Source organism: Saccharothrix sp. S26, assembly GCF_021390395.1.
GTDB lineage: Bacteria > Actinomycetota > Actinomycetes > Mycobacteriales > Pseudonocardiaceae > Actinosynnema.
The window spans coordinates 94,736-119,912 of the sequence record NZ_JAJUWT010000005.1 but is presented as its reverse complement, the minus strand read 5'-3'; the positions used below and the strand labels follow the sequence as shown (position 1 = coordinate 119,912).

The following is a 25,177-nucleotide window of genomic DNA, read 5'->3' as shown; positions in this document are numbered from 1 at the left end:
GTACGGCGACTTGTCGTCGGACGCGGGCCGCGTATCGCAGGCGGTCACGGCGTGCCTGAGTGTGGTGCACGCCGTGACCGCCTGGGACGTGGTCACTGCGCCTGTGGCGTGGGGTGGCCCTCGGAGGCTTGGACGACGACGATGCCCTGACCCGACAGCGCGAGCTGGTAGGCCTCGCCCGAGCCGCGGCCGATGACGGCGCCCAGTTTGGCGGTCTTGCGGATCGAGGACTGGAGGGTGGTGGACCACAGGACGGCGGCCTGCATGTCGACGTAGGTCGGCACGTCGACGTTCAGCACGACCGGGGTGCCGTAGGCGGTCACGGCGAGGGCTCCCGTGCCGGTGAAGGTGGTGTTGAACAGGCCGCCGGTCAGCATGGAGGCGCCTTCGACGCGGTTGATGTCCCACTTCAGGGTGGACTCGAAGGCGAGGACGTTCTTGCCGTTGACGGTCACGCTCTCGTCCTCCAGGTAGAGCACGAAGATCTCGTCGGCGTCCTGGGCGAGGAACACGTCCCCGCTGCCCGACACCTTCATCAACGACATGCCCTCGCCGGTGAACGCCTTCTTGAACAGCTTGCCGAGGCCGCCCGCGCCCTCGTAGGCGAAGTCGACGTCACCCTGGTAGGCGACCATCGACCCCTGCTTGGCGAAGAAGAACCCGCCGCTGCCGGTGAGGTCCACCTTCAGCATGCGGTCGTTCTGGAGCTGGAAGCTGCCGGGCTCGACGGACCGCTCGGCGTGGTGGAACAGTGAGCTGCGCATACCCCGATAGTGCAGGTGATCACCGGACCGCGCATCACCGGGGTCACGCCAGGTGACGGTGGAGCGGGGAGAGCCCGGCCGGCCCACCAACGGACCGGCCGGGCTCTCCCACTGCTCGCGAGGTGATCAGGCGAGGTCGAACCGGTCGAGCTCCATGACCTTCGTCCACGCCGAGACGAAGTCGGCCACGAACTTCTCGCGGGCGTCGTCGCTGGCGTAGACCTCGGACAGGGCCCGCAGCTGCGAGTTGGAGCCGAACACGAGGTCGACCGCGGTGGCGGTCCACTTCAGCTCGTCGGTCTCCGCGTCGCGGATCTCGTAGACGTGCTCCTCGGACTTCGACGCCTGCCACCGGGTGCCCGGCGAGAGCAGGTTGGTGAAGAAGTCGTTGGTGAGCAGGCCGGGCCGGTCGGTGAGCACGCCGTGCTGCGCACCGCCGTGGTTGGCCCCGAGGGAGCGCAGGCCGCCGACGAGGACGGTCATCTCCGGCGCGGTCAGGTCGAGCATGTACGCGCGGTCGACCAGCAGCACCTCCGGCTGGCGCTTCTCGTCGGCACGCAGGTAGTTGCGGAACCCGTCCGCGCGCGGCTCCAGGAACTGGAACGACTCGACGTCAGTCTGCTCCTGCGTGGCGTCGGTGCGACCCGGGCGGAACGGCACGGTCACGTCGAAGCCGGCGTCACGCGCCGCCTTCTCCACCGCGGCGGACCCGGCCAGCACGATCAGGTCTGCCAGCGAGATCTTCGCGCCGCCCGCCTCGTTGAAGTCGCGCCGGACGCCCTCCAGGACCTCCAGCACCTTCGCGAGCTGGTCGGGCTGGTTGACCTCCCAGTTGCGCTGCGGCTCCAGGCGGATCCGCGCGCCGTTGGCGCCACCGCGCTTGTCGGTGGACCGGAAGCTCGCGGCCGACGCCCACGCGGTGGTGACCAGCTCGGCGGTCGTCAGCCCGCTGTCGAGCACCTTCGCCTTGAGCGCGGCGATCTCGGCCTCGCCCACCAGCTCGTGGTCGACGGCCGGCACCGGGTCCTGCCACAGCTGGACCTCGGGCACCCACGGGCCCAGGAAGCGGCTGACCGGACCCATGTCGCGGTGCAGCAGCTTGTACCAGGCCTTGGCGAACGCCAGCGCGAACTCGTCCGGGTGCTCCAGGAAGCGGCGCGAGATCTTCTCGTACGCCGGGTCGACGCGCAGCGACAGGTCCGTCGTGAGCATGGTCGGCTTGTGCTTCTTGGCCGGGTCGTGCGCGTCCGGGATGATCGCCTCGGCGTCCTTGGCGACCCACTGCTTCGCGCCGCCGGGGCTCGTGGTGAGCTCCCACTCGTAGCCGAAGAGGATCTCGAAGAAGCGGTTGCTCCACTGCGTCGGCTTGTCCGTCCACGTCACCTCGAGCCCGCTGGTGATCGTGTCGGCGCCCTTGCCGCTGCCGTAGGTGCTCAGCCAGCCCAGGCCCTGCGCCTCCAGGGGAGCGCCTTCCGGCTCCGCACCCACGTGGCCGTCGGCGACGCCCGCGCCGTGCGTCTTGCCGAACGTGTGGCCGCCGGCGATGAGGGCGACGGTCTCCTCGTCGTTCATCGCCATCCGGCCGAAGGTCTCGCGGATGAAGTGCGCCGCGGCCAGCGGGTCGGCGCTGCCGCGCGGACCCTCGGGGTTGACGTAGATCAGGCCCATCTCGGTCGCGCCGACCTCAGGGGCCATCTCGGTCTCGCTGACGTAGCGCTCGTCACCCAGCCAGGTGTCCTCCGGGCCCCAGAAGATCTCCTCGGGCTCCCAGACGTCCTCGCGGCCGAAGGCGAAGCCGAAGGTCTTGAAGCCCATCGACTCCAGGGCGACGTTGCCGGCCAGCACGAGCAGGTCGGCCCACGAGATCTTCTGGCCGTACTTCTGCTTGACCGGCCACAGCAGCCGGCGGGCCTTGTCCAGGTTGGCGTTGTCGGGCCAGCTGTTGAGCGGGGCGAAGCGCTGACCGCCGTCGCCCGCGCCACCGCGGCCGTCGTGGGTGCGGTAGGTGCCCGCGGCGTGCCAGCTCAGCCGGATCATCAGGCCGCCGTAGTGGCCGAAGTCGGCGGGCCACCAGCTCTGCGAGGTGGTGAGGACCTCGATGATGTCGCGCTTGAGGGCCTCGACGTCGAGCTTGGCGAACTCCTTGGCGTAGTTGAAGTTCTCGCCGAGCGGGTTGCCCTTGGGCGAGTGGGCGTGCAGCACCGAGAGGTCCAGCTGGTTGGGCCACCAGTCCCGGTTGCTGCGCGGCCGTCCACCGGTCTTCGGGGTCGGCGAGTCGATCGCCGGGTTCTCGCTCTCGCTGCCGTGCGCGGTCACGGAGTCGTGCGCGACCGGGCAGCCGACCGCGGCCTTCTGGTCCACGCCCTGAGCATCGGAGCCGGGCGTTGTCCTGAGGTCGCTCATCTACTTCCTTCCAACTGGCGGTTCATGGGCGGTGTGTTCGGCCGCGCAGTCGGGGCAGGTGCCCCAAAAGACGACCTCCGCCTCGTCGACCGCGAAGCCGTGGTCGTTCGAGGCGGTGAGACAAGGGCTGTGACCGACGACGCAGTCGACGTCCGCGATGGCGCCGCACGAGCGGCACACGACGTGGTGGTGGTTGTCCCCGACCCGGGTCTCGTAGCGGGCGGTCGCGCCGGCGGGCTCGATGCGCCGCACCAGGCCGGCGTTGGTCAACGCCCGCAGCACGTCGTAGACGGCCTGGTGCGACACCGCGGGCAGGTCCGCCCGCACCAGGGAGATGACCGTCTCGGTGTCGACGTGCGGGTGGTCGCGCAGCGCGGCGAGCACCGCCAATCGAGGCCGGGTCACGCGCAACGAGACCGCCCGGAGCTGCGCCTCGAAGTCGGGTGTCACACCACGACCTTAGAGCCCAAGACTGGAATTAATCAAAATTAGCCCTGTCGCCCGTGTCACACCGCGCCCCCGTCAGCGGGCGATCGAGATCGCGAAGGGGCTCAGGCCGGCGGACCGGATCACGTGCGGCACGAACAGGATCGCGGCTTCGGTGGCCCGCGCGGTCGTGATCGGACCGAGGTCGGTGATCCACTCCTCGCGCCAGCCGAGGTCGGCCAGGAGGCCGCGCACGACCCGCTTGGCCCCCGGGTCGTCACCGGAGAGGAACGCGGTCGGCGGTTGGGCGAGCGAGGCGGGCGCGGTCATCACGGGGTGCAGCATCGTGTTGAGGGTCTTGACCACCCGCGTGTCGGGCAGCGCGTCCTGCAGGTGCTCCGCCAGGCTCGACCCCGGGTAGATCAGGTCGGCCGGCAGCCCGTCCGGTCCGTCGGTGGTGGCGTTGGAGACGTCGACCAGCACCTTGTCCCGCAACTGCGCGCGCAGCGCGGCGAGCCGGTCGAGCGAGCCCGCACCGGGGGTGGCGTTGATGACGACCTGTGCGCCGGCGACGGCTCTGGCGGCCGCGCCCCGGCCGACCACCGCCACCTCGTGGCCGGCGTCGGTGAGGGCGGCGGCGAGCGCGCCGCCGACGCGGCCGTTCCCGAGCACGGCGATCGTGGTCATGATCGGTGGTCCTTTCCGGTGTTCACGGGTGCTCAACGGGAGAGCGTGGTGACGGCCGCGGCGTGCACGCCCGGCGCGGCGGCGAGGAAGCCCTCGGCGTCCGGGGTCCACGGTCGGCCTTGCGCATCGGAGATCCGCCCGCCCGCCTCGGCCACGAGCAACGCGCCGGGCAGCAGGTCCGCGCGGGCGCCGGCGAACTGCCAGAAGGCGTCGACCCGGCCGGCCGCCACGGTCAGCAGGTGCAGGGTCGCGGGCACGGACGTGCGCACGACGAGCGCGTCGCGCAGCATCGAGGTGATCGAGGCGCCGACCCGCCGCACGACCTCCTCGGCCTCGTCCGGCCTGGCCTGGCTGGTGGCGACGACGGCCAGGCCGAGGTCCGCGGTGTCGGACACGCGCAACGGGCGGCCGTCGACGTGCGCGCCGCCGCCCGCGAGCGCGGTGTAGGTCTCACCGGTCGTCGGCACGTGGACCGCGGTGAGCACGGGCTGGTTGTCGCGCACCAGGGTGGCGGTGACCGCCCAGTCCGGCAGGCCGCGCAGGTGGTTGACGTTGCCCTCGGCGGGGTCGACCACCCACCACTCGCCGGGCGGCAGCGCGCCGCCGGCGAGTTCGTCGGCCACCCAGCGGGCGTCCGGGCGCAGGTCCGTGAGGCGGGGCCGCAGGACGTCGAGGGCCGCGTTGTCGTTCGCCGCGAGCGCACGCACCAGCTCGTCGCGGGTCCGGTGGCGCACCACCTCGCCGAAGCATTCGAGCAGCACCGAACCGGCCGCGCGCACGGCGTTCGCGGTCTGGGCGAGCAGCTCCGCGTCCCGGGTTGTTCCAGGCATGACGATGTCCCGTCTGAACAGGGGTGAAAGGTGATCGGGCGAGTTGTCCCGGCCCGGTGATCCGACGGTATTCGGGCTGTGGATTAACAGCAAGTGCAGGTAAAACACGGCTAGCATTACTCACATGCACTTGGATTTGAACCTGCTCGCCGCGCTCGACGCCCTGCTCGAAGAGGGCAGCGTGGCGGGGGCGGCCGAGCGCATGCACGTCACCGCACCCGCGATGAGCCGCAGCCTCGGCCGGATCCGGCGCACGACGGGTGACCAGATCCTGGTGCGCACCGGGCGGACGATGACGCCGACGCCGTACGCGCTCTCCGTCCGGGAGCAGGTGCACGAGCTGCTCCGGCAGGTTCAAGGCGTGCTCGCACCGAGCCGTGAGCTCGACCTCGCCACGCTCGACCGCACGTTCACGCTGCGCTGGCACGACTCGCTCGTCGCGCTCGCCGGTCCCGCCCTGCTCACGGCCGTGCGCGACCGCGCGCCGGGCGTGCGGTTGCGCTTCATCGCCGAGTCGAGCACCGACACACCCGGGCTGCGGCGCGGCGAGGTCGACCTGGAGGCGAACGCGAGCCGTCCGACCGCGGCCGACCTGCGCGCCGAACGGGTGGCCGAGACGCGTCACGTGCTCGCCGTGCGGCGCGACCACCCGCTGACCCGCGTCCAGACCGTCACCGCCGCGCGGTACGCCGCCGCGGAGCACATCACCGTGTCACGGCGCGGCCGGTTGGCCAACGCGCTCGACGACACCCTCGCGCGGCTGGGGCTGACCAGGCGGGTGGTGGCCGCCGTGCCCACCGAGGCCGCCGCTTTCGCCTTCGCGCGCGAGTCGGACCTCGTCGTCACCGTCCCCGAAGCCACCGCCCGCGCGACGGCGGCCGGTCCCGACCTGGCCCTGCTCCCGCTGCCGCTGGACCTGCCGCCCGCCCCGGTGTACCTGTCGTGGCACCAGCGCCACGACACCGACCCCGCCCACGCCTGGCTGCGCGACCTCGCCCGGGCCGCCCTGACCCAGGTCAGTCCCTGACGAGGCGGCGGACGCCGCTGCGCCGCCACAGCACGCCGACGCCCAGGGCCGCGAGCACACCCAGCACACCGCCCGCCGCGACCACCTGGTGCGGCGGCACGTGCTCGGCGGCGAGGCCGGCGGCGGCGACGCCGAGGCCCTGCGCGATCTTGAGCGCGGTGACGGCCAGGCCGTAGACCTGGCCGCGGGCCTCGTCCGGGGTCCACAGCGCGAACGTCGGCGAGGCGATGGCGTGGTAGCTCGACGCGGCGCCGGACGCGGCGAACAGCAGCACCAGGACCGGCAGGCCGGGCCGCAGCGCGCAGGCGACCAGCACCGCGCTGGTCGCCACCGCCAGCACGGGCAGGGCGCGCAGTTGGACGGCCTCCGGGCGGGTGGCCACGACCAGGCTCGCCACCGCGCACCCCGCCGGGTAGGCGGCGAACAGCAGCCCGGCCGCGACCGGCCCGCCGCCGAGCTGGTCGGCCAGCGGCACGGCCAGCGCCTCGCCGCTGATGTAGAACGCCGACAGCGCCGCGAAGCCGACCAGCGCGAGGAGCCGCCGGTCACGCCACACCAGGACCGCGCCGGCCGCCGTCGCCCGCCACCACCCCGGCCGGGCCACGCCGTCGCCACCGGGCCTGGGCCGGGCCCGAACTCGCCACGCCACCACGGCCGCCGACACCGCGAACGACGCGGCGTCCAGCAGCAGCACGCCGCCCGTGCCGATCGCGAGGACCAGGACACCGCCGGCGGCGAACCCGGCGACCTGGGCGGCCTGGCTCACGGTGGACAGCGCGGCCGCGCCCGCGCGGAACGCCGGACCGGGCAGCACGTGCGGCAGCAGGGCGGTCCGGGCCGGGACCGCGGGCGCGCCCGCCAGCTGCAGCAGCACCAGCAGCCCGCACACCACCGGCCACGGCAGGACCGGCACGGCCATCAGCGCGACCAGCAGGGCGCGCACGACGTCGGAGCACACCATCACCGCGCGTCGGGGATGGCGGTCGGCCAGTCCCGCCAGCAGGGGGCCGCCCACGAGGTCGGGCAGGAACGTCAACGCGTACGTGATCGCCGCCCACGCGGGGGAGCCGGTGTCGCGGAACACCAGCACGGTGAGCGCGACCCGGGCGAACTGGTCGCCGACGGTGGAGACGGTGTGCGCGGCGAACAACGCCCGGAACTCGCCGGAGGAGAACACCTCGCGGTACCGCACCCGCCCGCCGTCCGCCGCCACCATCCGGGTCAGCCGGCCGGCGCGGTCTCGACCCGGTCCCGGCCGTTGTTCTTCGCCCGGTACAGCGCGGTGTCGGCGGCCAGCAGCAGCCGGTCGACCGTGTCGCCGTGGACCGGGTACGCGGCCACGCCCAGCGACGCGGTGATCCGCAGGTCGTCCACGTCCCGGCCACCGGTGGCGGGCACGTCGGTCAACGGCGTCCTGACCGCGGCGCGGATGCGTTCGGCGGCCTGCCGGGCGGCGGTCGCGTCCGCGCCCGGCAGCAGCACCACGAACTCCTCGCCGCCCCACCTGCCCACCAGGTCGTCGTCACGCACCTGGCGGCGCAGCTCGGCGGCCACCGCGCGCAGCGCGTGGTCACCGGCCAGGTGCCCGCGCGTGTTGTTGATGTCGCTGAAGTGGTCGAGGTCGAGCAGCAGCACCGCCATCGGCGCGCCGGTCGCCGCCGACCGGGCCAGCTCGGCGGCGGCGCGCTCGGTCCACGCCACCGAGGTCAGCGCGCCGGTCTTGCCGTCCACCCGCGCGGCGGTGCGGTAGACCGGCAGCAGCAGCCCCAGGTGCATCCCGAGCATGGTCACCACCAGCACCGGCACCACCCACGGGGCCGTCACCAGCACCACCGCCAGGCCCGTGCCCAGGCCGATCGACGCCGCGATGACCAACTGCTGGCTCAGCGGCCCCAGCACGTCGCGCCCCGGCCGCGCCGGCGTGGACAGCAGGATCGCGCCCACCACCAGCGCGAGGTTGACCAGCCAGTACGTCACCCCGGCCGCCACCAGCGCGCCCAGGTCGACCGGGCCGGTCAGCTGCGCGGCGTGCGGCAGCGCCGGGTCCGGGTGGGCGACGAGCAGGATCGCGCCCGCCGACCAGCAGGCCAGCAGCACCGTGGCGGCGGAGAAGACCTTGCGGTGCAGCGGGCTGCGCCGGTAGATCCGCAGCCACCCGTAGCCGTAGCTCACCGCGACCAACGCGGCCACCAGCGGCGGCGGCAGCACCAGCACGCCCGCGAACAGCCAGATCGACTGCGGGTGCGCGTACGGGCTGCCCTCCGCGGCCACCTCGCGCACCCGTTCCAGCCCGCGCGCCGCCTCGAAGTGCACCACGGCCGCGGCCGCGAGCACCCCGAACCACGCCCAGTGGCGACCGGTCACCGGCGTCAGCCCGGCCACGGCCGCCACCGCGACCACCGCCACGGCCTCCACGGCCAGCACGTAGACCAGCACGGCTCGCGGCAGCCGCCACAGCGACCAGCCGCGACACCGGGCGAGAGGGGACGCGCGCCCTCGTCGTTCCCCCGCGACCATGAGGTGTCACCGCCTCCCAACAGGTGATGACACCGTAACCAAGCCATCACAGTCAGTCGAGCACCCCAGGAGAGCAGCATGAGCACCATCACGACCAACGCCGGCTCCACCCGCCCCAACGACTGGCGCACCGGCCGGCCGAACGACTGGCGTCGCTGACCCCGAACCGGCCCGGCCGCCACCCCGCACGGCGGCCGGGCCGCGACGCCGCACGGGTCGTGGCCGCCTACCCGGCGGCTCGGCGGCGGACCACCTCCGTGATCCAGACCGGCGCGAACGGGGAGGTGCAGTTCCGGGGAGTCGGGTAGTCCTTCAGCACTCCGAGGCGTTCGCCGATGTCGATCGCACGCGCCCGGTGCTCGGGGTGGTCGATGCCGATCTGGGCCAGGCAGTGGTTCATCGCCCACTGGAGGCGGTCCGGCGCGGTCCTCATCTCGGCTTCGACGACGTCGAGCAGGGCCGCGAGGTCGAGCCCCTCGGGCGTCCTGGCCACCCGCTCGGTGGTCAGCGCCCACCCGGCGCTCGCGACCACCGGATCCGGGTCGGCCGACCACGCCAGGCGCAGCTCTTCGGCGAACGGGCTCTTCTTCACCACGTAGTTCACCAGCCAGTCGTGCACCTTGGGCGTGCGCGCCTCGCGGAGCATGGCGTCCAGCTCGTCCCGCGCGAACGCCTTCGGCCGGCAGACGAGGAGCGCCAGCAGCCTCGCCGCCGTGTCACCGGTCTCCCACAGCCGCCGCGCGAGCTCCTGCTGGGTCTTCAGCCGCTTCGCCAGCGCGCGCAGCTCGCCGAGGTTCACGCCGTGGTCGTCACCGTGCTTCTCGTTGACCGCGCGGGCCCTCGGGTCCTCGAGCGCGGACAGCTCGGCCATCACCTCGGCCACCGTCGTCTCCGCCACCGCGAGCCTCCTGTCCGTCACCGGGGGATGCCGAGGAAACCACAGCGGACCCGGTGGTCGCCAAAGCGCTGACGGCAGCGCGCCGTTGCCTCCTCCAGGTGGTTGGCCGTTCACCCTGCGGGGAAGGAGTCGCCACATGGACCCCGACCAGTTGCGCGACTGCTTCACCAGGCACCACGTCGGCCGGCGGGAGGTGCTCGCGACGGCCGGGGCCGCCGGCGCGGCCTGGAAGAACCACTTCGACCCGGTGTTCCGGGCGGGGCGGTCCGCGGCCGGGCCGCCCTGGTCGGCACGACGCCCGCGAGCGCCGCCGCGGCCGACGACGCGCTGGTCGACTGCGCCGACCCGGCCACCCCCGCCCGGCCGCTACGGGCCGGGGTACCAGCGCGGTGCGCTGAACGAGGTGACCCCGGCCAAGACGGCGTCGGCGCTCGCGCTGCTGCGCCGTCACCACGACGTGCAGACCTACGACCTGGGCGAGCTGAGGTGGAACGGCTTCCCGGCCATGCGGATGCAACGCCCGGGCACCTACCAGCAACGGCTCACGGTCTCGGGGCACAGGCCGCCGCCGGGGTCGCGGGACGCGGGCGGCATCGTGATCGGGACCGAGCCGCTGGGCGTCAACCGGGCCGGCGCGCACGAGGAGCGGTTCGAGGCGGAGACCTCCCCGGCGCACCCCGGACCGCCGGCCACGACCTACCGCCCGCGCCCACGGCACCGCGAAGCCGGGCGCCGAGCACGTGGGGCCGATCGTCACGCGTGGCGTGCTGCCGGACGTCCTGGGCGTGAAGCCGGCCCGCGGCCGCGTGCGGGACCTGGCGGAGCCGGCGAGCAACGGCCAACCGCCGCTGCGCGAGGACCACCGCACCACCGTCGAGGACGCCATGGAGTTCGGCGGGATCCGCGCCGTCGAACCGGGTGACGTGGTGCTGCTCCACACCGGCTGGAAGGGGTTGCCGGCCCGTCGCGACCCGGCGGACATCGCGCGGGGGGCGCGAAGGGGATGCCCGGCACCTACCTGCGCGGTGGCTCGCGCGGTTCCGGCCGGCCGTCGTCGGCGGCGACACGTGAGCGCTGGAGGTGTTCGGCGACCCGGTCAACGACGACGGCGGCGTGACCCCCCGTGCACCAGGAACTGCTGATGCGCCACGGCACCCGGACCGGGAGACCTCCGTCGTCTCCGAGCCGACCGGGTGCACGAGTTCGTCTTCCTCGTGACGCCGCAGTACGCCGAGGGCGGGGCGCGACACCGGTGGTCCCGCGCCCCGGCCGCGGCTACTTCAGCGTCACCGGCAGCGATTCGTGGCCGTTGGAGATGAAGGACTGGCCCGGCCTCAGCTCGTGCGGCTCGACGGCCAACCGCAGGTCGGGGAACCGGGCGAACAGCGCGGGCAGGGCGATCTCCGCTTCCATCCGGGCCAGCGGCGAACCCAGGCAGTAGTGCGCGCCGTGCCCGAACGCCAGGTGCGCCTTGTCCGCCCTGGTGATGTCGAACCGGTCGGCGGTGTCGCCGTGGACCGACCGGTCGCGGCCCGCCGCCGCGTAGGCCGCCAGGATCGCGTCGCCCTTGGCGATGACGACGCCGTCGCCGATCTCGATGTCCTCCACGGCGTAGCGCAGGGGCAGGTTCGCGATCGGCGCCTGCCAGCGCAGGGTCTCCTCGATCACGTCACCCCAGCCGCTCGTGCCCGCCCGCACCGCGGCGAGCTGCTCCGGGTGGGTCAGCAGGGCCGTGATCGCCTGGTCCAATAAGTTCACCGTGGTCTCGTAGCCCGCGGAGATCACCAGGATCAGGGTGTCGACCAGCTCGGCCTCCTCCAGCTTCGAGCCGTCGTCCTCGCGCACCGCGATCAGGCCGCTGGTCAGGTCGTCACCGGGGTCCTCCCGCTTCGCCGCGACCAGCTCGTGCATGATCCCGTAGAGCTGCACGACGTTCGCCTGGGCCGCCTCGGCGGTGACCGTGGTGTCGAAGACGCCGTCGACCACCTTCCGCAGCTGCGACCTCGCCTGCGCGGGCACGCCGAACAACTGGCAGATGACCTCGATCGGGATCGGGTAGGCGAAGCGCTCCCGCAGGTCGACCGGCTGCTCGGCGGCGTCCAGCTCGTCCAGCAGCCGGTGGGTGATCTCCTCGATCCACGGCCGCATCGCCGCCACCCGCCGCGGCGTGAACGCCTTGGACACCAGCGACCGCAGGCGGCGGTGGTCGGCGCCGTACGCGGTGAACATGTTCTGCACCGACACCCACACGTGCAGCGGCCAGTCCTCGGAGATCGCGCCGCTGGTGTACGCGGGCCAGTGCTGCCGGGGGTCCTTGGAGACCCGCGGGTCGGCGAGCAGGTCGCGCAGGGTGTCCTGGTGGGTCACCGCCCACGCAACCACCCGGCCAGGGAGCTCCACCAGCGTCGCCGGGCCCCGTGCGGCGAGGGCGGCGGACTCGGCGTGGATGTCACGGCCGGTGGGGTCGAGGACGACGGGGTCGGCTGTGCGTTCCATCGGGTTTCTCCAGGTGACTCGTCGGACGGGACGGGCACGGCTACCGGGGTGAAACGCACGGGGAGCGCGTCGAGCGCGCGGTGGAACGGGCCAGGCCGCCAGACGAGCTCCTCGACCGGGACGGCCAGCCGCATGTCGGGCAGGGCGTCGAGGATCTTCTCCATCGCCACCGACGCGATCAGCCGGGCGGGCTGCTGGGCCGGGCACGAGTGCACGCCCGCGCTCCACGCGAGGTGGGCGCGGTTGCCCGAGCGCTGCTGGCCGGCCAGCGCGGGGTCGTTGTTGGCCGCCGCGAAGCTGATCACCACCGGTTCGGCGGCGGGCAGCCGGACGCCCGCGAAGTCGGTGTCCTCGACCGGGTAGCTCGCCGAGTAGTTCGCCATCGGCGGGTCGGTCCACAGCACCTCGTCCAGCGCCTCCTCGACCGGCAGGCTGCCGCCGGAGAGGCTGCCCGCGAACCGGTCGTCGGACAGCAGCAGCCGGATGCCGTTGGCGATCAGGTTCTGCTCGGGCTCGGTGCCCGCGCCCATCAGCAGGACGAGCTGGTGGATCAGCTCCTCGTCGGTGAGCCGGGCCGGGTGGGCCATCATCCACGAGGGCATGTCCTGGTCGGGCTGCCGTCGCTTGAGCGCCACCAGCTCCACCATGCACCGGGTCAGCTCGGCGTTGGCCTTCTCCGGCTCGACCATGTCGAAGACGGCGCGCATGGCGGCCACCAGCCGGTCACCCAGCTGCGGCGGGCAGCCGTAGAGGTGGTTGTAGATCATCAACGGCAGCAGCCGCGCGTACTGGGCGAGCAGGTCGGCCTCCCCGTCGGGGGCGAACCGGGCGATCAGCCGGTCCGCGGTCCGCTCGACGTTGGCGCGCAACGCGTTCGCGTCCACCCGGGCCAGGCTGTCGGTGACCACGGCACGCAGCCGCGCGTGCTGCGCACCGTCGGTGAACAGGCAGTTGGGCCGGTACATCATCATCGGCAGCACCGGGCAGTCCGGTGGCATCTTCGCCTGCCACTGGCGCGGGTCGCGCGGGAACGCGCTGGGGTTGCGCAGGACTTCCAGCGCGGCCGAGTAGCCCACGACGAGGCTGGCGGGCACACCGGGCGCCAGCTCGACCGGCGCGACCGGCCCGTGCTCGCGCAGGGCCTGGTAGGTCGCGGCCGGGTCGGCGGCGAACTCGGGGCCGTACAGGGGCGTGCGGCCGTGGTGTGCGGGACATGCCTGCCCGGGGGCGGCTTGCGAGGTCACGCGTTCTCCTGGGTGCGGGTGAGCAGGTACTCGACGAGGGTGACGAGCGCCCGCGTGGACGAGGTCGCGTCACGGGCGTCGCAGGACATCAGGGGTGTCTCGGGCAGCAGGTCCAGCGCGTCCCGCAGCTCGTCGGGGGGGAACGGGGGCGCGCCGTCGAAGGTGTTGACCGCCACCGCGTACGGGATGCGCAGCTCCTCCAGCAGGTCCATGACCTCGAAGGACTGGTCCAGGCGGCGGGTGTCGACCAGCACGAGCGCGCCGAGCGCGCCGTGGGCGATGTCCTTCCAGATGCTGGTGAACCGCTGCTGGCCGGGCGCGCCGAACAGGTAGAGCACCAGCTCGTCGCTGAGGGTCAGCCGGCCGAAGTCGAGCGCCACCGTGGTGGTGGACTTGCCCTCGACCCCGGCGAGGTCGTCGACGAGGGCGCCCGCCTGCGTCATCGTCTCCTCGGTGCGCAGCGGCCTGATCTCGGAGAGGGTGCCGACGAAGGTGGTCTTGCCGACCGCGAAGGGACCGACGACCAGCAGCTTCACCGCCGTCCGCACGGTGTCGCGCAGGTACACGCCGGCGTCGGCCGGTCTGTTCGGGGCCGGTCCGTTCGGGGAGGCGGGCCCGTCAGAGGCGAGCACGGAGGCCATCGAGCACGTCCTTCAGCAGCTTCATGTCGGGGCGGGCGGCGTGCGAGACCGCGGCGTGGGTGGCGATGTGACCGCTGTCGACCAGGTCGGACAGCAGCACCTTGGTCACGCTGATCGGCAGCGAGAGGTGGGCGGCGATCTCGGCCACCGACAGCGCGCCGCCGCGGCACAGCTCCATCAGCCGCTTCTTCTCCGGCGACAACCCGGCGACCTGCTCGCGGGTGGCGATCACCACCGTGACGGCGTCGAAGGTGTTGCGGCTGGCGTGGGCGCGGCCACCGGTCACCACGTACGGCCGCACCAGGCCCTGCAACCGCCTGTCGGCGCTCACGCCGGGCCGCCCGCCCCTCGCTGCGGCGGGCCGGCGGGCCCGGTCTGCCGCGGCGGGCTGGTGAGCTCCTTGCCCAGCCGTTGGACCAGCTCCTGGATCCGGAAGGACACCGCCTCCATGTCCACCCGCTCGGTCGCCGACACGGCCAGGTACGCGCCCGGCCCCGCGGCGGCCAGGAACACGTAGCCGCCGACGAACTCGCTGACCGTCTGCTGCCAGTCGGCGCCGGTCTGGCCGCAGAACTCGGCGGTGGCGCGGGCCAGCGACTGCAACGCGGACATCGCGGCGGCGTGCCGTTCGGCGTCGTCGCGGTCGATGCCGGCGGAGTGCGCCATCAGCAGCCCGTCGGCCGACAGCAGGACGGCGTGCCGCGTCTCCGGCATCGCCAGGGCGTCGTCGAGCATCCAGCCCAAAGTGTTCATGCCTGGGTGTTCCCTTCAGCGACTGGCGGCGGTGGGGTGGTGGCCCGGCCCGAGTCGGTCCCGCGCTTCCAGGCGGCCAGCCCGGTCGGGACCCGCTGGGTGGCCGGTGCCGGGACGACGGCGGAGCCCTGGTCGGCGGGTTGGGTCCGCCGTCGTCTGGGCAGGCCGCCGGGGGTGCGCCCCGGCGCGGCGTCGTCCGCGTCCGGTCGCGGCTGCCGGCGCTGCTCCGGGGGGAGCGCGACGGCGTTGTCGGGCATGGTGGGCTTGCTGACGCGGGTGAGCAGCTCGGTCGGCAGGAACACCACCGCGCGTACACCGCCGTACGGGGAGCGCGTGTCCACCGAGACGCGGAAGCCGTAGCGCCGGGCCAGCACGCCGATGACCGCGAAACCGACCTGCGGAGGGTCGCCGAGCCGGTTGATGTCGTTGGACCCGGTGCCGGCCAGGAGGCGGGCCGCGCGGTTGAGCTCCTCGACGGTCATGCCGACGCCGCCGTCGTCGATCATCACGACCATGCCGTTGTGCGCCTGCTGGAAGTTGACCTCGACGCTGGTGTTGGGCGGCGAGTGCCGTGCGGCGTTGTCGAGCAGCTCGGCCACGGCCAGCACGACCGGCTCGACCGCGCGGCTGACCACCGCGACGTCGGACTCGGCGGGCAGGTTGACGCGCAGGTAGTCCCGGATCCGCGAGGTGGCGCCGCGCACCACGTCGGTCAGCGCCGACGCCGACCGCTGCTGGCCGGGCCAGGAGCCGCAGAGCACGGCGGTGGCCTGGGCGCGCCGGTTGAGCTGGGAGTTCATGTGGTCGACCCGCATGAGGCCGGCGAGCACGTCCGGGTCGTCGTGCCGCTCCTGCATGGCCGAGATCGCGACCTGCTGCTCGTTGGACAGGCTCTGCACGGCGCGCATCATCGACTTGAGCGTGGCGCGGGCCGACTGCTCGCCCCGCTCGGTCGCCTGCCGGACGGAGTGGGCGAACAGCGCGAGCACCCGGTCGTGGGTCTCGGCCGCCTCCGGGCTCCTCGGGCCGGGCACCTCGACGGGCCTGTGGTCCAGCGACTCGGCCAGCGCCGGGAGCCGGACCTCGACCAGGTGGCGCTCCTCCTCGGCCACCGTCCGCGCCGCGGCCTCGGCGGCCTCGGCTCTGGACCGCAACGCGCGGGTCGTGCGGTGTTGGCGTACCAGCAGGAACACGGCGATCAGCACGATGGCGAGCAGAACCCAGAACGCCATCGCGAGTGTTTGTCGGTCCATCAATCCCTCGGGTGCGGGCGAGCTGCCGGATACCAGTGCGCCAGCAGAGCTCTGATCTTTATCACGGGGTTTCGTCGGACGCCAAGTGGCAGCCGCAGTCTCCCTCCAATGGAGCAACCGTCGGGGAAAAGCACTACCATATGTCCACAATGGACAATGGATGCAGGGGGTGGTCGGCGCTCTCGCGCGGCGTCCTGGACGCAATTTCACGCGGGCTGACCAGCATCAATTCGCGCGGTGCCGAATCGGAGTCACCACGATGCCGTTCCGCGGTTCGCAATGGTGGCTGTCGTGCGCTTTCGCCGCGAATTCGCAGGTGGCGGCGGACGGTACGGCCGGGGTGCGACCGCGCCGGGCAGGCGGCCGTTCGACGATCCCGTGCACGGCCTCCGGCTAGGGTGCTGATCTCGTGGAACGACGCGTGCGGGAGTGGGTGAGGGGCTGGTCGGCGTGCCGCGGCACGCCGGAGCCGGTGGAGGAGCCCGACGGGTTCCGGATCGACGTCGGCACGCCGGGGCACCGCGTGCGGTTCGTGCTGGTCGGCACGGCGTCGGTGCGCGCGCGGGCGACGGAGCTGACGGGGCCGGGAACCTGGCTCAAGGTCTGCGCGCCGCGGGCGGAGGCGGTGCCGTTGTTCGGTCGGAAGTGGGTGGTGGGCGACCCGGAGTTCTTGATGAGCTGTGCCCTGGGAGGCGGTGTCGTCACGTCCGCGCCGGACGGGTACCGGACCGCCGTCGTGCGCGAGCGCGGGTTCGCCCAGGTGGTCGTGACCGGTCCGGACGGTGATCGGGCCGCACGGGGCCGGTTCGCGGTGCACGGTGGCGCGGCGGTGGTGGACCAGGTCGAGACGGAGCCCGCGCACCGGCGGCTCGGGCTGGGGCGGCACGTGATGAGCACGATCGGCGCGCGGGCGGCGGACCTCGGTGCCGGCGTCGCGGTCCTCGTCAGCACGGTCGAGGGGCGTCACCTGTACGAGTCGCTCGGGTGGCGGGTCGACTCGGACGTCGTCGCGGCGCACCTCCCGGAGCCGGCGGCGCCCTGAACCGGCGTCGCCGACCAGGGGAACGCGGTGGAGGAGCGCGAGGCGTCGGGATCGGTGTCCGGCACGGCGGCTGCCGCCTGTGCCGAGCACCGGCCGGACTGCGCGCGAGCGGACCGTCGAGTCGCCCCGAACCGGGCGCGGCGCGTTCACGCTCCCGATGCGGACCGGTGTGCTGCGCGTGCGGCGGCCCTCACAGCCGAACACCGCCGCACGCGCGGCGCACCCGTCAGGACACCTTTCTGGCCGCCACGTCCCACACGGCGTGGAGCGGTCCGGTGAGGCGCAGCTTCCAGCCGTGCGGCGTGCCCCGCGTCCCCTGCGCCGGCCGCACGCCGGGCATCCGCTCCAGCAGCACGTCCAGCGCGGTCCGTGCCGCGGCGGTGACCAGCGGGTGCGCCGGGCAGCCGTGCGGACCGACGCCGAAGCCCAGGTGCGTGCGGACGTCGCGGTGCAGGTCGAACCGGTCGGGGTCGGTGAACTCCTCCTCGTCCCGGTTGGCCGAGGCGATGGCGGCGGCGATCACGCTGTCCGCCGGGATGTCCCGGCCGCCCAGCGTCACGTCCCGGGTCGTGCGCCTGCCCAGCACGCCGACCGGTCCGCTCCACCGCAACGCCTCGTACACCGCCGCGCCCAGCAGCGCCCGGTCGGCGCGGACCGCGGCGAGCTGGTCCGGCTCCGACCACAGCGCCACCAGCGTCCAGGCCGCCAACCACCCGGGCTCGATCACGCTCAGCCCGAGGTGCTTGAGCACCGGCAGCACGTCGGCGTCCGGCCGGGCGCCCTGGCCGCGCCGGTTCGCGTGCAGCAGGTGCGAGATCACCGACCGGTCCGGGCGCTCGCGCAGCCCGCGGACGAGCGCGGTCACCGCCACGTCGTCGGCCATCACCCCGGCCGCCTCGGCGTCCACCGCCGGGTCGCGCCCGAAGTTGTTCGCCACGTCGGTGAGCACCTTCCCCCACCGCCGCAACTCGTCCGCCCCTTCCGGCCCGGCGCCGAGGTGCGCGGCCATGGCGATCGCGGTGACCGGCTCGAAGTAGTCCGCGGCCAGGTCGGCGCCGCCGGTCGGGGCCAGGTCGTCGGCCACGCGGTGCGCGATCGGCCGGGCGATGGTGTCGACGTAGTCCGTCACCCGGTGGGGGTCGTAGTCGTGCCGGAACGCCTCCCGCACGTCCCGGTGCGACGGCCCCTCCCGGAACAGCATGGGCGCGCCGCCGCACAGCGCGTGCAGCGGCGACGACGGCTGTTCCGTGGTGAACCGCTCGGTGTCGGTCAGCACGGTGCGCACGTCGCGCCAGCGGGTGACCAGCCACTGGCGCGCGTCCGGCACCCAGGTGACCGGCTCCTCGCGGCGCAGGCGCGCGTACACGGGGTAGGGGTCGGTCTCCAGTTCCCTGATCGTGACCACGGTGTCAGTCCGTGAACGACGGGGCGGTCGCCTCGGGCAGCGGGAACGGGTGGCTGCCCAGCTTCTCGGTGTGCTTGGCCAAGCTCTCCAGGAACTTCGCCGCGAGGTCGAGCGTGAACCCCTGCCGGCACACCACGCGCAGCACGTGCACGTGCTCCAGGTTCGGCGGCAGGCTGTACGCGGGCACGTGCCAGCCGTCGCCCCTGAGCGCCTCGGACAGGTGGTACACCGTGAAGCCGACGGCCTTCGGGTCGCGCAGGCGGAACGCCACCACCGGCAGGTCCTCGCCGTCGCCGACGATCTCGAACGGCCCGGCGGCCTCGATGCCCTTGGCGACGTGCCGCGCGACCTCCTGGCACCGCTGCGCGATCATCCGGTAGCCGGCCATCCCGTTGCGCAGGAACTGGTAGTACTGCGCGATCACGCCGGAGGCGGGCCGGGAGAAGTTCAGCGTGAACGTCGGGTGGTGGCCGCCGAGCACGTTGCAGTCGAAGACCAGCGACTCGGGCAGGTACTCGGGATCGCGCCACAGGCACCACCCCGACCCGGGGTAGACGAGGCCGAACTTGTGGCCGGACGCGTTGATCGACACCACCCGGGGCAGCGCGAAGTCCCAGGCGATGTCGACGTCGAGGAACGGCGCGACGAACCCGCCGCTGGCCGCGTCGACGTGCAGCGGCACGTCCACGCCCCGGTCGGCCGCGACGGCGTCGAGCGCGGCGGCGATCTCCGCGACCGGGTCGTAGCGCCCGTCCTGGGTGCTGCCGAGCACCGCGACGACGCCGATGGTGTTGCCGTCCACCGCCTCGGCGGTGAGCGCCGGGTCGAGCGTCGTGCGGCCCTCTTCCAGCGGCACCACGCGGGCCTCCACGTCCCAGAAGTTGCAGAACTTCGGCCAGCAGACGTGGACGTGGCTGCCGAACACCATGTTCGGCGTGCCCGTGCCGCCGCGCTCGCGCCAGCGGCGCAGCATGGCCAGCCCGGCGAGCATGGCCGCTTCCGAGCTGCCGCTGGTGGAGCAGCCGATGAACCGGCCGTCGTCCTCGTGCCAGAGGCCCGCCAGCGCGTTGATGCACTCCTGCTCGATGTCGGAGCTGGCCGGGTACTCCTCGCGGTTCATGAGGTTGATCGCGGCGGTGTCGGCGTAGATCCGCTCCAGCTCCGGCTCGGCCGACGTGGTGCAGAACGTGGCCAGGTTGAGGGCGGCCCGGCCGTCGAGCAGCAGCCGCGAGTGCACGATGCCCGCCGCGACACCCGCGGGGATCGGGTTCTCCGGCAGCCTGCCCTTGGGGATCACGTCCTCGTCGATCCGCTGCGCGAAAACGGGAGCGACCTGCACGTCTCGCTCATCGGTGATGACGCGCTGCAAACTCATGGTGACCTCATTCTGCGGGATGCCGAGGAACACCAAGAGGTCTATCGCGTCAATCGCGGCAACGGTTAGCCCTGTTCAGGTGGAGTGGGCGTCACCTGTTCGAGTCGAGCGCGCCCTGATTCCCGGCTCCGCGGGGCGAAGCAGTGCGCGAGATCACCCGGAAACGCGACACGAAAGAGCGCACGATGCCGTTTCCGGCGGCGGAACGTGAAATTCGCCGTGCCACATTACGTCATTTCGGCGACACCTCGGCGCGACAGGCTGGCGCACGCGGAGTCACCGGACGGGTTGGCGCAGCACGGTCCGGAGCTTCGCGGGCTCGGTCCGGCGCGGGTCGCCGAGGTAGACCTCGTGGTGCAGGCCGGTCATCCGCAGGTCGTTCGCGCGCAGCCACTCGTCGTGCAGCCTGGCCAGGATCGGTCCTTCGTCGTCGTAGGGGCCGATGTGCAGGGCCTGGGCGCTGAGCCCTTCGTGCAGGACTTCGCGACGGACGTCGGCGAGCGCGGGCAGCTCCTTCCTGGCCGCGACGGCCCGCTTGGCGTCCTCGATCGCCTCCTCGGTGATCCAGTCGGGTTGGCAGATGAGCATTCGCCAGTGCCACGACTCCTTGGCGCGCGTGGTGAAGACCTCCGGGTCGTCGGCCCACCACAGGCCCTCCAGCGGTGCGACGACGAGGTCGCGGCCCTCGCGCTTGCTCGCGAACTTGATCGTGTAGGCCACCGAGTAGAGCGCTTCGACGGCGTGGGCGTGCGCGGCGCTGGTGTTGGGGTCGCCGCGGCCGTCGACGGCGAGGAACTGCTGCTCGGGCACGTCGACGAGCGCCCAGTCGGTGTTCTTGGGCGCGTAGAGCTGCTTGAGCTCGCGCTTGACGTCGTAGCGGTCGGTGCTCACGGCCGGTCGTCCTCCTGGTCGGGTGCTGCGGTCAGTTCGGCCCGGTAGTCGGACAGCCAGCGCTGTTCGGCCTCGAGCTGGGCCAGCGAGTAGTCGAAGATCGCGCGGGCGAAGCGGGGCGCGTGCGGTTGGGCGGCGACGGCCGCGCGCAGCTCGGCGATCTTCCCGGCCACCGCGGCGGCCCGGCGGTCGAGCGCGGCGCGCAGCCGTCGTGGCGGGATGACGGGCTGGTTGGCCAGCCCGACGAGGACCGGCGGGTGCACCGGCCGCAGCTCGGCCACCGCGGCTTCGGCGGCCCGCGCGCACGCGTGGCGTCCCTCGGTCGTGGGGCCGAAGACCTTGCGGGCCTTGCCGCGCCCCGACCCCGGCCGGTCCACCCCGTCCAGCCCGTCCAGCCCGTCCACCTCGGCCACCAGGCCGCGGTCGCGCAGCTTGGCCAGCAGGTAGTAGATGGAGCTGAACCCGATCTCGGTCCACTCCCTCAGGCCGCGGGCGGTGATCACCTCCTCCAGTTCGTAGCCGTGCCGGGGTTTCTCCACGAGCAGGCCCAGCAGGGTCAGCTCGGCGGGCGTCAGGTCCGGGGTCACGCGGATTATTCTAGTACTAGGACAACCGGTCTCGACGGGGTGGGCTGCCGGCGGGTGGGACGGTCAGGCGTCGAGCCCGAAGGCGGCCGGCAGCGAGTTGTCGTGGAAGCGGGTCAGCGCGGCGACCCGGTCGCCGGCCAGGGTCAGCACCAGCAGCCCGTGCGCGTGCGGGACCGCCGTCGCCGGGTCGCGCACGTAGAGGCCGAACGCGGGCTGGCCGTTGGCCCGGGTCGGCACCAGCTCGTGGCGGCGGCCGTCGCGCAGCGCCACCGCGGCCAGGACCCGCCCGACGGCCTCCGGGCCGACGTACTCCTGCGGCAGCGGCGGCATGGTCAGCCGCACGTCGCCGGTCAGCATCGCCACCACCGCCTCGACGTCACCGGCCTGGAACGCGCGGGCGAAGTCGTCCACGACCTGCCGTTCGCGCGGCGAGCCCGGCAACGGCGCGCTGTCGCGGTCCGGTCCGGGCAGCTCGCGGGCCAACGCGCCGCGCGCCCGCTTGAGGGCGCCGGTCACGGCGTCCTCGGTGGTGCCGAGCATGGCCGCGACCTCGCCCGCGCGGAACTGCAGCACGTCGCGCAGCATCAGCACGGCCCGCTGCCGCGGCGGCAACTGCTGCACCGCCGCCAGGAACGCCAGCGACACCGACTCCCGGACCTCGTACCGCGCCTCCGGCCCGGGCACCTGGTCGGCGACCTCGTCGAGCAGCACGTCGGGGTAGGGCTCCAGCCACAACGGCTCGGCCCGGTGGTGGGACGGCTCCGGGAACTCGACCTCCGGCTGCTCGCGGGGCCGCCGGGACACCGCGCGCAGGGCGTTGAGGCAGCGGTTGGTCGCGATCCGGTACAGCCAGGTCCGCACCGACGCGCGCTCCTCGTACCCGCCGATGCCGCGCCACGCCGCCAGCAGCGTCTCCTGCACCAGGTCCTCGGCGTCCTGCACCGAACCCAGCATCCGGTAGCAGTGCACGTGCAGCTCGCGCCGGTACGGCTCGACCAGCTCCCGGAACGCCTCCCCGTCCCCGGCCCGTGCCGCCGCCGGCAGCTCCTCCGCCGAACGCCCGACCCGGGACGACCCTGGCATGCGGTTGCTCCTCCGTGCTCGGGTGGACGGCCACCGTCGACCCCCGAGTATCCGGCACGACGGCGTGCTCGTGGATCACCGACGGAAGATCTCGGGCGGATCAGCGCCCGGTGACCCCGTCGGCCAGTTCGCGCAGGATGTCGGCGTGGCCCGCGTGGCGACCGGTTTCCTCGATCAGGTGGGTGAGCGCCCAGCGGGCGCTGGGCGCGCGCCGTCGCGGCCGTGCGGTGGGGATCGGCGCGGAGAGGTCGGCGCACCGGTCGAGGACGTCGTCGGCGAGGTCGACCGCCTCACGGTAGCGGGCCAGGACGTCGGCGACGCCGTCGCGCGGCGAGGGGTGGAAGGTCGCCCGCCAGTCGGCGACGTCCTCGCCGAGGAAGGTCGCGCGCTCCACCGCCGTGAGGTGCCCGACCAGGCCGAGCAGCGTGGTGCCCGACGGCACCGCGGACGTCCGCACCTGAGGCTCCGGGGCGTCGCGGACCTTCGCCTCGATCGAGGCGCGCAGGTAGTCGAGGAACCCGCGCAGCGTCTCGGCCTCGCCGCCGCCGGTGCGGGGCGGTGGTTGATCGCGGTGGGTGCGCTGCGGTGGTTGATCGCGGTGGGTCCGGGGTGGTGGTTGGTCGCGGTGGGTGCGGTGGGAGGCGGCGGGCGTGGGCATCGGTGCTCCCTTCGGGTGGGCTGGGGCCAGTCTCGCCACGCGCCACCGGGTTCGGCACGGGAACTTGCCGTTCCGGCAAGTCCGGGTCGAGGGGCCAACAAGGTGAATCCGACCCGAATCCCGGCGATCGCGGTGCCGGGAGTCCTACCCGTCGTCGTGGGAGCACTGCCGCGACCGGACGTGTCCGAAGGGCCGGTCCGGGCGTTGTCCGGCGAGCTGCACCGGTTGCACCTGCCGGTGGGCCGGCCGGCCGCAGACTGGCTGCCCGCAGTACGTCCCGGCCGGCGGCCGGCGCCACCACCGCGCCGATTCCGAACACGACTGGCCCGCCCGGATTCGGCGATCGGGTCCGGCGGGTGGGGTCAGTGGTCGGTCGGGTCGAGGCGCACGCAGCAGTGGTCGGCGGAGGGGGCGAGGCGGGCGGTCAGGTCGGTGGCGGCGAGGCCGTCGAGCAGGCCGTCGAGCAGGCACAGGTTCATGCCGCACACCAGTTCGGTGTGCTGCCGGGCCAGGGTGTGGAACGGGCAGTTGGCCAGCACGATCGAGGCGTCCGGCTCCTCGGCGCGCGGCTCGAAGCCGAAGCTCTCCAGCGCGCGCAGCACGCCGGGCCTGCCGTCCTGGGTGGCACGGGCCGCCTCGCCCAGGTCCTTGCCCACGTCGCGGGCACGGCGCTGGAGCACCAGTCGCGGCGGCTCGCCGGAGGTCTCGGCCTCGGCCAGGGCGTCGGCGAGCAGGAGGCCGGCCAGCTCGTAGCGCCGGTCGGGCAGCGAGACGGCGATCTGCTCGGCCGACCGCCGGTACAGCTTCGAGGGCCGTCCCGCGCCGGGACCGGTGCGGCCGGTGCGGCGTTCGCGGACCACCTCCAGCAGTCCTTCGGCGACCAGGCGGTCGAGGTGGAACGCGACCGTGGTGCGCGGGACGCCCACGGCCTCGGCGGCCTCGTCCCGGCTCACCGGCGCGGGTCGGCGCACCACGAAGTCGTACAGCCGGCGGCGGGTCGGCTCGTCGAGCGCCGCGACGGCCGAGATGTGCGCCTCGGGCTGGCTGGCGTCACCCATTTTCTAAAACCCACTTCGGTTGACTAAATCTCGGGCTGGCTTCTAAGGTTAGCCGAGGTTGTCTTTAGAAGGGAGTGCGTCATGGCCACCGAGGTGTCCGGCGTCCAGCCGGCCGGTCGGGCGTCGCGGTCCGACCCGGCCCACCAGGCGTTCCTGCTCCTGCGCACCGTGTTCACGGTGGCGCCGGTGCTGTTCGGGCTCGACAAGTTCGTCAACCTGCTCGTGGACTGGCCGCGGTACCTGGCCCCGTGGATCGACGGGATCGTGCCGGGCACCGCGCAACAGGCCATGTACGCCGTGGGCGTGGTGGAGATCGCGGCGGGGATCGTGGTCGCGGTGGCGCCGCGCTTCGGCGGCCTGCTCGTCGCGGCCTGGTTGGCCGGGATCATCGTGAACCTGCTGACCATCCCGGCGTACTACGACATCGCGCTGCGCGACTTCGGCCTGTTCGTGGCCGCCGTCGCCCTGTCGCGACTGGCGGTGCGGTACGCGCCGGCGCGCGGCGGGAGGGGGCGGTGAGCGGTCTGGCACCGTCGCCCGCGGGCTCCTACCGGCGGCTGTACCCGGTCGACGGGCGCGCGGGCGTGGACCTGGAAGCCGCGCGGCGGGCCGTGGCCGACCTGCTGGCCGCCCTGGGCAAGGACCCGTCGTCGGAGCACCTGGCCGACACGCCACGACGGGTCGCCCACGCCTACGCCGAGATGCTCACCCCGCGTGAGTTCGACCTGACCACGTTCCCCAACGAGGAGGGCTACGACGAGCTAGTCCTGGCCCGCGGCATCCCGGTGCAGTCGCTGTGCGAGCACCACATGCTGCCGTTCCAGGGCGTCGCCCACGTGGGCTACCTGCCGGGGGAGCGGATCCTGGGCCTGTCGAAGCTCGCGCGCGTGGTCGAGCTGTTCGCCCGCGACCTGCAGGTGCAGGAACGGCTGACCAAGCAGGTGGCGGACTGGCTGCTGGAGCACCTCGCGCCCCGAGGCGTCGGCGTGGTCGTGGAGGCCGAGCACCTGTGCATGTCGCTGCGGGGCGTGCGGGCCGCCGGCTCGCGCACCGTCACCTCCGCCATGCTGGGCGCCCTGCGCGACGACGCCCGGACCCGCCAGGAGTTCTTCGCCCTGACCGGCGTCCAGGGGTAGACC

At 73.3% G+C, this 25,177-nt stretch carries 26 protein-coding genes; 5 read left to right on the top strand and 21 right to left on the bottom strand.

Translation table 11 applies throughout. The features are described 5' to 3' along the window. Nucleotides 1-92: 92 nt before the first annotated feature. The 5 genes from LZG04_RS09540 to LZG04_RS09520 form a co-directional block, all read right to left on the bottom strand. The gene (locus tag LZG04_RS09540; RefSeq protein WP_233815393.1) at nt 93-764 is read right to left on the bottom strand and encodes an AIM24 family protein; all 672 of its coding nucleotides are present in this window, start codon (nt 762-764) and stop codon (nt 93-95) included. Between the two features lie 126 nt (nt 765-890). Then, the gene (katG, locus tag LZG04_RS09535; protein ID WP_233815392.1) at nt 891-3,167 is read right to left on the bottom strand and encodes a catalase/peroxidase HPI; all 2,277 of its coding nucleotides are present in this window, start codon (nt 3,165-3,167) and stop codon (nt 891-893) included. Continuing rightward, on the bottom strand, nt 3,168-3,617 hold the full coding sequence (locus LZG04_RS09530) for a Fur family transcriptional regulator (RefSeq protein ID WP_233815391.1): 450 nt from the start codon (nt 3,615-3,617) through the stop codon (nt 3,168-3,170). Nucleotides 3,618-3,689: 72 nt separating this feature from the next. Next, entirely contained in the window at nt 3,690-4,280 is a 591-nt protein-coding gene (locus LZG04_RS09525) for an NADPH-dependent F420 reductase (protein WP_233815390.1), read from the bottom strand. Between the two features lie 32 nt (nt 4,281-4,312). Continuing rightward, entirely contained in the window at nt 4,313-5,110 is a 798-nt protein-coding gene (locus tag LZG04_RS09520) for an inositol monophosphatase family protein (protein WP_233815389.1), read from the bottom strand. Between the two features lie 124 nt (nt 5,111-5,234). Here LZG04_RS09520 and LZG04_RS09515 point away from each other — a divergent pair, with 124 nt between their 5' ends. Further along, on the top strand, nt 5,235-6,137 hold the full coding sequence (locus LZG04_RS09515) for a LysR family transcriptional regulator (RefSeq protein WP_233815388.1): 903 nt from the start codon (nt 5,235-5,237) through the stop codon (nt 6,135-6,137). Here LZG04_RS09515 and LZG04_RS09510 read toward each other — a convergent pair. From LZG04_RS09510 to LZG04_RS09500, 3 genes are all read right to left on the bottom strand, one after another. Next, the gene (locus LZG04_RS09510) at nt 6,127-7,353 is read right to left on the bottom strand and encodes an MFS transporter (protein ID WP_233815387.1); all 1,227 of its coding nucleotides are present in this window, start codon (nt 7,351-7,353) and stop codon (nt 6,127-6,129) included. The genes LZG04_RS09515 and LZG04_RS09510 overlap by 11 nt on opposite strands. A gap of 5 nt (nt 7,354-7,358) precedes the next feature. Then, a complete protein-coding gene (locus LZG04_RS09505; RefSeq protein ID WP_233815386.1) occupies nt 7,359-8,654 on the bottom strand; it encodes a diguanylate cyclase in 1,296 nt (431 codons plus the stop codon). 226 nt (nt 8,655-8,880) lie between these two features. After that, the gene (locus LZG04_RS09500; RefSeq protein WP_233815385.1) at nt 8,881-9,552 is read right to left on the bottom strand and encodes a DNA alkylation repair protein; all 672 of its coding nucleotides are present in this window, start codon (nt 9,550-9,552) and stop codon (nt 8,881-8,883) included. A gap of 136 nt (nt 9,553-9,688) precedes the next feature. Here LZG04_RS09500 and LZG04_RS09495 point away from each other — a divergent pair, with 136 nt between their 5' ends. After that, nucleotides 9,689-10,474 (top strand): hypothetical protein, encoded by a 786-nt coding sequence (locus LZG04_RS09495; RefSeq protein WP_233815384.1) that lies wholly within the window; start codon nt 9,689-9,691, stop codon nt 10,472-10,474. Nucleotides 10,475-10,827: 353 nt separating this feature from the next. On the opposite strand, the gene LZG04_RS09490 is transcribed toward LZG04_RS09495, so the two are convergent. From LZG04_RS09490 to LZG04_RS09465, 6 genes are read right to left on the bottom strand one after another with little or no spacing between them, the layout of a single operon-like run. Beyond that, nucleotides 10,828-11,934, bottom strand: a complete 1,107-nt coding sequence (locus LZG04_RS09490; RefSeq protein ID WP_233815383.1) for a cytochrome P450 — start codon at nt 11,932-11,934, stop codon at nt 10,828-10,830. Next, nucleotides 11,916-13,292: a cytochrome P450 gene (locus tag LZG04_RS09485; RefSeq protein WP_233815382.1), complete on the bottom strand. Its 1,377-nt coding sequence runs from the start codon at nt 13,290-13,292 to the stop codon at nt 11,916-11,918. The genes LZG04_RS09490 and LZG04_RS09485 overlap by 19 nt, the downstream gene beginning before the upstream one ends. Beyond that, a complete protein-coding gene (locus LZG04_RS09480; RefSeq protein ID WP_233815381.1) occupies nt 13,289-13,933 on the bottom strand; it encodes an ATP/GTP-binding protein in 645 nt (214 codons plus the stop codon). The genes LZG04_RS09485 and LZG04_RS09480 overlap by 4 nt, the downstream gene beginning before the upstream one ends. After that, a complete protein-coding gene (locus LZG04_RS09475; RefSeq protein WP_233815380.1) occupies nt 13,911-14,264 on the bottom strand; it encodes a DUF742 domain-containing protein in 354 nt (117 codons plus the stop codon). Before LZG04_RS09475 ends, LZG04_RS09480 begins: the two co-directional genes overlap by 23 nt. Then, nucleotides 14,261-14,686: a roadblock/LC7 domain-containing protein gene (locus LZG04_RS09470; RefSeq protein WP_233815379.1), complete on the bottom strand. Its 426-nt coding sequence runs from the start codon at nt 14,684-14,686 to the stop codon at nt 14,261-14,263. The genes LZG04_RS09475 and LZG04_RS09470 overlap by 4 nt, the downstream gene beginning before the upstream one ends. After that, nucleotides 14,683-15,918 carry an ATP-binding protein gene (locus LZG04_RS09465; protein WP_233815378.1) on the bottom strand — a complete coding sequence of 412 codons (1,236 nt, stop codon included), beginning with the start codon at nt 15,916-15,918 and terminating at the stop codon, nt 14,683-14,685. The genes LZG04_RS09470 and LZG04_RS09465 overlap by 4 nt, the downstream gene beginning before the upstream one ends. Nucleotides 15,919-16,348: 430 nt before the next feature. Here LZG04_RS09465 and LZG04_RS09460 point away from each other — a divergent pair, with 430 nt between their 5' ends. Beyond that, on the top strand, nt 16,349-16,981 hold the full coding sequence (locus tag LZG04_RS09460) for a GNAT family N-acetyltransferase (RefSeq protein ID WP_233815377.1): 633 nt from the start codon (nt 16,349-16,351) through the stop codon (nt 16,979-16,981). 226 nt (nt 16,982-17,207) lie between these two features. Here LZG04_RS09460 and LZG04_RS42395 read toward each other — a convergent pair whose 3' ends face one another. The 7 genes from LZG04_RS42395 to LZG04_RS09425 form a co-directional block, all read right to left on the bottom strand. Then, nucleotides 17,208-18,386 (bottom strand): cytochrome P450, encoded by a 1,179-nt coding sequence (locus LZG04_RS42395; protein WP_233815376.1) that lies wholly within the window; start codon nt 18,384-18,386, stop codon nt 17,208-17,210. A gap of 4 nt (nt 18,387-18,390) precedes the next feature. Next, the gene (locus tag LZG04_RS09450) at nt 18,391-19,761 is read right to left on the bottom strand and encodes a glutamate decarboxylase (protein WP_233815373.1); all 1,371 of its coding nucleotides are present in this window, start codon (nt 19,759-19,761) and stop codon (nt 18,391-18,393) included. A gap of 276 nt (nt 19,762-20,037) precedes the next feature. Continuing rightward, nucleotides 20,038-20,652: a GyrI-like domain-containing protein gene (locus tag LZG04_RS09445; RefSeq protein ID WP_233815371.1), complete on the bottom strand. Its 615-nt coding sequence runs from the start codon at nt 20,650-20,652 to the stop codon at nt 20,038-20,040. Then, entirely contained in the window at nt 20,649-21,239 is a 591-nt protein-coding gene (locus LZG04_RS09440) for a PadR family transcriptional regulator (RefSeq protein WP_233815369.1), read from the bottom strand. The genes LZG04_RS09445 and LZG04_RS09440 overlap by 4 nt, the downstream gene beginning before the upstream one ends. Nucleotides 21,240-21,302: 63 nt before the next feature. Further along, nucleotides 21,303-22,322: a sigma-70 family RNA polymerase sigma factor gene (locus LZG04_RS09435; protein ID WP_233815367.1), complete on the bottom strand. Its 1,020-nt coding sequence runs from the start codon at nt 22,320-22,322 to the stop codon at nt 21,303-21,305. Between the two features lie 100 nt (nt 22,323-22,422). After that, a complete protein-coding gene (locus tag LZG04_RS09430; protein WP_308199021.1) occupies nt 22,423-22,980 on the bottom strand; it encodes a DinB family protein in 558 nt (185 codons plus the stop codon). A gap of 362 nt (nt 22,981-23,342) precedes the next feature. Then, on the bottom strand, nt 23,343-24,038 hold the full coding sequence (locus LZG04_RS09425) for a metalloregulator ArsR/SmtB family transcription factor (RefSeq protein WP_233815365.1): 696 nt from the start codon (nt 24,036-24,038) through the stop codon (nt 23,343-23,345). 81 nt (nt 24,039-24,119) lie between these two features. On the opposite strand from LZG04_RS09425, the gene LZG04_RS09420 reads away from it, so the two are divergent. Beyond that, on the top strand, nt 24,120-24,557 hold the full coding sequence (locus tag LZG04_RS09420; RefSeq protein ID WP_233815363.1) for a hypothetical protein: 438 nt from the start codon (nt 24,120-24,122) through the stop codon (nt 24,555-24,557). A gap of 5 nt (nt 24,558-24,562) precedes the next feature. Then, on the top strand, nt 24,563-25,174 hold the full coding sequence (folE, locus tag LZG04_RS09415) for a GTP cyclohydrolase I FolE (protein ID WP_233815652.1): 612 nt from the start codon (nt 24,563-24,565) through the stop codon (nt 25,172-25,174). Nucleotides 25,175-25,177: the final 3 nt, after the last annotated feature.

What these genes read in the sequence shown, in the direction of transcription:
- LZG04_RS09540 (WP_233815393.1), bottom strand. Translation starts at nt 764, where the DNA reads ATGCGCAGCTCACTGTTCCACCACGCCGAGCGGTCCGTCGAGCCCGGC.
- katG (WP_233815392.1), bottom strand. Translation starts at nt 3,167, where the DNA reads ATGAGCGACCTCAGGACAACGCCCGGCTCCGATGCTCAGGGCGTGGAC.
- LZG04_RS09525 (WP_233815390.1), bottom strand. Translation starts at nt 4,280, where the DNA reads ATGACCACGATCGCCGTGCTCGGGAACGGCCGCGTCGGCGGCGCGCTC.
- LZG04_RS09520 (WP_233815389.1), bottom strand. Translation starts at nt 5,110, where the DNA reads ATGCCTGGAACAACCCGGGACGCGGAGCTGCTCGCCCAGACCGCGAAC.
- LZG04_RS09515 (WP_233815388.1), top strand. Translation starts at nt 5,235, where the DNA reads ATGCACTTGGATTTGAACCTGCTCGCCGCGCTCGACGCCCTGCTCGAA.
- LZG04_RS09510 (WP_233815387.1), bottom strand. Translation starts at nt 7,353, where the DNA reads ATGGTGGCGGCGGACGGCGGGCGGGTGCGGTACCGCGAGGTGTTCTCC.
- LZG04_RS09505 (WP_233815386.1), bottom strand. Translation starts at nt 8,654, where the DNA reads ATGGTCGCGGGGGAACGACGAGGGCGCGCGTCCCCTCTCGCCCGGTGT.
- LZG04_RS09495 (WP_233815384.1), top strand. Translation starts at nt 9,689, where the DNA reads ATGGACCCCGACCAGTTGCGCGACTGCTTCACCAGGCACCACGTCGGC.
- LZG04_RS09480 (WP_233815381.1), bottom strand. Translation starts at nt 13,933, where the DNA reads ATGGCCTCCGTGCTCGCCTCTGACGGGCCCGCCTCCCCGAACGGACCG.
- LZG04_RS09470 (WP_233815379.1), bottom strand. Translation starts at nt 14,686, where the DNA reads ATGAACACTTTGGGCTGGATGCTCGACGACGCCCTGGCGATGCCGGAG.
- LZG04_RS09465 (WP_233815378.1), bottom strand. Translation starts at nt 15,918, where the DNA reads ATGGCGTTCTGGGTTCTGCTCGCCATCGTGCTGATCGCCGTGTTCCTG.
- LZG04_RS09450 (WP_233815373.1), bottom strand. Translation starts at nt 19,761, where the DNA reads ATGAGTTTGCAGCGCGTCATCACCGATGAGCGAGACGTGCAGGTCGCT.
- LZG04_RS09435 (WP_233815367.1), bottom strand. Translation starts at nt 22,322, where the DNA reads ATGCCAGGGTCGTCCCGGGTCGGGCGTTCGGCGGAGGAGCTGCCGGCG.
- LZG04_RS09430 (WP_308199021.1), bottom strand. Translation starts at nt 22,980, where the DNA reads ATGCCCACGCCCGCCGCCTCCCACCGCACCCACCGCGACCAACCACCA.
- LZG04_RS09425 (WP_233815365.1), bottom strand. Translation starts at nt 24,038, where the DNA reads ATGGGTGACGCCAGCCAGCCCGAGGCGCACATCTCGGCCGTCGCGGCG.
- LZG04_RS09420 (WP_233815363.1), top strand. Translation starts at nt 24,120, where the DNA reads ATGGCCACCGAGGTGTCCGGCGTCCAGCCGGCCGGTCGGGCGTCGCGG.